Below are 3774 nucleotides of genomic sequence, written 5' to 3' on the forward strand. Positions count from 1 at the left end.
CCCTGTTCACGACGCCGGTGATCTACCTCGCGTTCGATCGGCTCGGCCGGCGCCTGCGCGGGCCGCGTTCGCCGCAGGGCGATGATGCGATCGAGGAGACGCCGGCATGAGACGGCTTGCGCGTCGCGGCAGGCGGCACCCGCTGGCGGCGATTTCTGTGGCGGTGAGGAGCACAGGGCCGAGGTCGGCGCGCGCCAGCGCGCTTCGTGGTCTGACTCGCCGCGGCTGTTTGAGCGCAGTGAGCGCAGCGAACGAAGCGAGTTCGGCGGCGCGACCTCGGACCGAGCACCGGAACGGAGTCGATGCGCAGCATCGACCGCCACAGCATGAGCCGCCAGCGGGTGCCGCCTGCCGCGACGCGCAAGCCGTCTCATGCCGGCGTCTCCTCGATCGCATCATCGCCCTGCGGCGAACGCGGCCCGCGCAGGCGCCGGCCGAGCCGATCGAACGCGAGGTAGATCACCGGCGTCGTGAACAGGGTCAGCAGCTGGCTGACGATCAGGCCGCCGAAGATCGCGAGGCCGAGCGGCCGGCGCAGCTCGGCGCCGTCGCCCCAGCTGAACATCAGCGGCAGCGCCGCGCCGAGCGCGGCCAAGGTCGTCATCAGGATCGGCCGGAAGCGCAGCAGCGCGGCCTGGTGGATCGCGTCGCGCGGGCTCATGCCCTGCTCGCGCTCGGCGTCGATCGCGAAGTCGATCATCATGATCGCGTTCTTCTTGACGATGCCGATCAGCAGGATGATGCCGATGATGCCGATCACGCCGAGGTCGTTGCCGGTGACGATCAGCGCGAGCAGCGCGCCGACGCCGGCCGACGGCAGCGTCGACAGGATCGTCAGCGGGTGCACGTAGCTCTCGTACAGCACGCCGAGGACGATGTAGACGCAGACCACCGCGGCGAGGATCAGCCAGAGCTGGTTCGTGAGCGACTTCTCGTACGCGCCCGACGCGCCGAGAAACGTCATCGTCACGCTGCCCGGCAGGCCGATGTCTTTCGCGGCCTGGCGGATCGCGTCGACCGCGTGGCCGAGCGAGACGCCGGGTGCGGTGTCGAAGTTCAGCGTGCTCGCCGGGTACTGCGCGACGTGCGTGATCTGCAGCGGCGCCGGCTGCTCGACGATGCTGGCGACCGCCGACAGCGGCGTCGCGGTGCCGCCGCCGGCGATCAGGTTCAGGTCGCCGAGCGACTGCGCGTTCGTCAGCAGCCCGGGGCGCGCCTCGAGGATCACGCGGTACTGGTTCGTCTCGGTGAAGATCGTCGAGACGATGCGCTGGCCGAACGCGCTGTACAGCGCGTCGTCGACCGAGCTGGCGGTGATCGACAGGCGCGACGCGGTGTCGCGGTTCACGTTGATGTAGGCCGCGAGACCCTGCGCGCCGGCGTCGCTGCCGACGTTGCGCACCTCGGGCGCGGTCTGCAGCTGCGCGACCAGCTTCGTCATCCACTGCGTGATCGTCGCGCCGTCGACGCCTTCGAGCGAGACGCGGAACTCGGTCGGCCCGGTCTCGGCGTCGATCGTCAGGTCCTGCGTCGGCTGCAGGTACAGCGTCACGCCGGCGACCTGCTGTGCGCGCTCGCGCAGCCGCGTCATCACGTCCTGCTGGTTGCCGTGACTCGGCTGAAGGTTGATCAGCATGCTGCCGGTGTGCAGCATCGTGTTGTTCGCGGCATCGACGCCGACGAACGAGCTCAGGCTGTCGACCGCCGGATCCTGCAGCAGCGCGCGCGCGGTCGCTTGCTGCAGCTGCGCCATGCGCTCGTACGAGACGTCCTGCGCGGCCTGCATGCGGGCCTGCAGCTGGCCGGTGTCCTGGGTCGGGAACAGGCCCTTCGGGATCGTCAGGTACAGCAGCACCGTCAGAACCAGTGTCAGCAGCGCGATGACGAGCGTCAGCGCCTGGTGCGCGATGACCCAGTGCAGGCCGCGGTCGTAGCGCGTCATCACGCCGTGGAAGAAGGATTGCGCGCGTGCCGCGAGCCGGTTCTTCGGCGCTTCGTCCCGGTGCGGCGCGAGCCAGCGCGCGGACATCATCGGCACCAGCGTCAGCGAGACGACCGCCGAGATCAGGATCGTGACGCCGAGCGTCACCGCGAACTCGCGGAACAGGCGCCCGACCACGTCGCCCATGAACAGCAGCGGGATCAGCACCGCGATCAGCGAGACCGTCAGCGAGATGATCGTGAAACCGATCTGCGTCGCACCCTTCAGTGCCGCGGCCATCGGGTGCTCGCCGGCCTCGATGTAGCGCGCGATGTTCTCGATCATCACGATCGCATCGTCGACGACGAAGCCGGTCGCGATCGTCAGCGACATCAGGCTCAGGTTGTTCAGGCTGTAGCCGAGCAGGTACATCAGCCCGAAGCTGCCGATCAGCGAGATCGGCACCGCGATGCTCGCGATCACGGTCGCGCGCAGGCTGCCGAGGAACGCGAAGATCACCAGCACGACCAGCACGACCGCGAGCACCAGCTCCATCTCGACATGCTCGACCGACGCGCGAATGCCGGCGGTGCGGTCGCTGAGCACATCGATCTTCAGTGCCGCCGGCAGCCCGGCCTGCAGCTCGGGCAGGCGCTTCTTGATCGCATCGACGGTCGCGATCACGTTCGCGCCGGGCTGGCGCTGCACGTTCAGGATGATCGCCGGGCGCAGGCAATCGGCCGCCGGCTGCGACGCGGCGCTGCCGCAGCCGATCCCGGCCCAGGCGCCGAGCTGCGTGTTCTCGGCGCTGTCGACGACGCGCGCGACATCGATCATGCGGATCGGCGCGCCGTTCTTGTACGAGACGATCAGGTTCTTGTAGTCGTCGACGGTCAGCAGCTGGTCGTTCGCGTTGATCGTGTAGGCGCGCTTCGGGCCGTCGAAGCTGCCCTTCGCGCCGTTCGAGTTCGCGGACGTGATCGCGGTGCGCAGCGTGTCCAGGCCGATGCCGTTCGCGGCCAGCGCGCGGGTGTCGGCCTGGATGCGCATCGCGGGCCGCTGGCCGCCGCTCAGCGACACGAGGCCGACGCCCGAGACCTGGCTGATCTTCTGCGCGAGGCGCGTGTTGACGAGGTTCTGCACCTCGGTCAGCGGCAGCGAGTCGGCGCTGATCGCGAGCGTCAGCACCGGCGCGTCGGCCGGGTTGACCTTCGCGTAGACCGGCGGCGCCGGCAGGTCGGCCGGCAGCAGCGAGCCGCCGGCGTTGATCGCGGCCTGCACCTCCTGCTCGGCGACATCGAGCGTCTGGCCGAGCGTGAACTGCAGGGTGATGATCGAGACGCCGGCCGCGCTCGTCGAGCTCATGCGGTCGAGCCCGGCCATCTGGCCGAACTGGCGCTCGAGCGGCGCGGTGACGGTGTTGCTCATCACCTCGGGGCTGGCGCCGGGGTAGAGCGTCTGCACCTGGATCGTCGGGTAGTCGACCTGCGGCAGCGCCGACAGCGGCAGGAACCTGAAGCCGACCAGCCCGGCGAGCACGATCGCCAGCATCAGCAGCGAGGTCGCCACCGGGCGTTCGATGAACGGCTTGGACGGACTCATGTCGGCTCCCTCACCGCGCAGGCGCGGAGGACGCAGAGACTCGCAGAGGCAAGCTCATCGCGCCGGCCCGCTGCCTTCGCCGCGGCGCGCCGCCATCTGCTGCCAGCGTTGCAGCGCGGCGGCGTCGCCGCGGTCGAGCGCTTCGAGGAAGCGCTTGCGGCGCTCGAGTTGCTCGGGGTCGTCCTTGACGGCGTCGAGCAGGCGCTGGCGCTGCTCGGGGGTCGGCAGCGCGACCGCGCCCGCTGCCGCGC

At 69.9% G+C, this 3774-nt stretch carries 1 protein-coding gene and 1 pseudogene; both read right to left on the minus strand.

Going from position 1 to position 3774, the window contains the following annotated elements; all coding sequences use genetic code 11:
* Positions 1–370: 370 nt before the first annotated feature.
* Positions 371–3523 (minus strand): efflux RND transporter permease subunit, encoded by a 3153-nt coding sequence (locus tag AC1DTW_RS27995; protein WP_477985295.1) that lies wholly within the window; start codon positions 3521–3523, stop codon positions 371–373.
* A 54-nt stretch (positions 3524–3577) separates the two neighbouring features.
* Positions 3578–3774, minus strand: a pseudogene (locus tag AC1DTW_RS28000) (efflux RND transporter periplasmic adaptor subunit); the annotation flags it as partial.

Source organism: Rhizobacter sp. P5_A1 (genome assembly GCF_056400745.1).

What these genes read in the sequence shown, in the direction of transcription:
- AC1DTW_RS27995 (WP_477985295.1), bottom strand. Translation starts at nt 3,523, where the DNA reads ATGAGTCCGTCCAAGCCGTTCATCGAACGCCCGGTGGCGACCTCGCTG.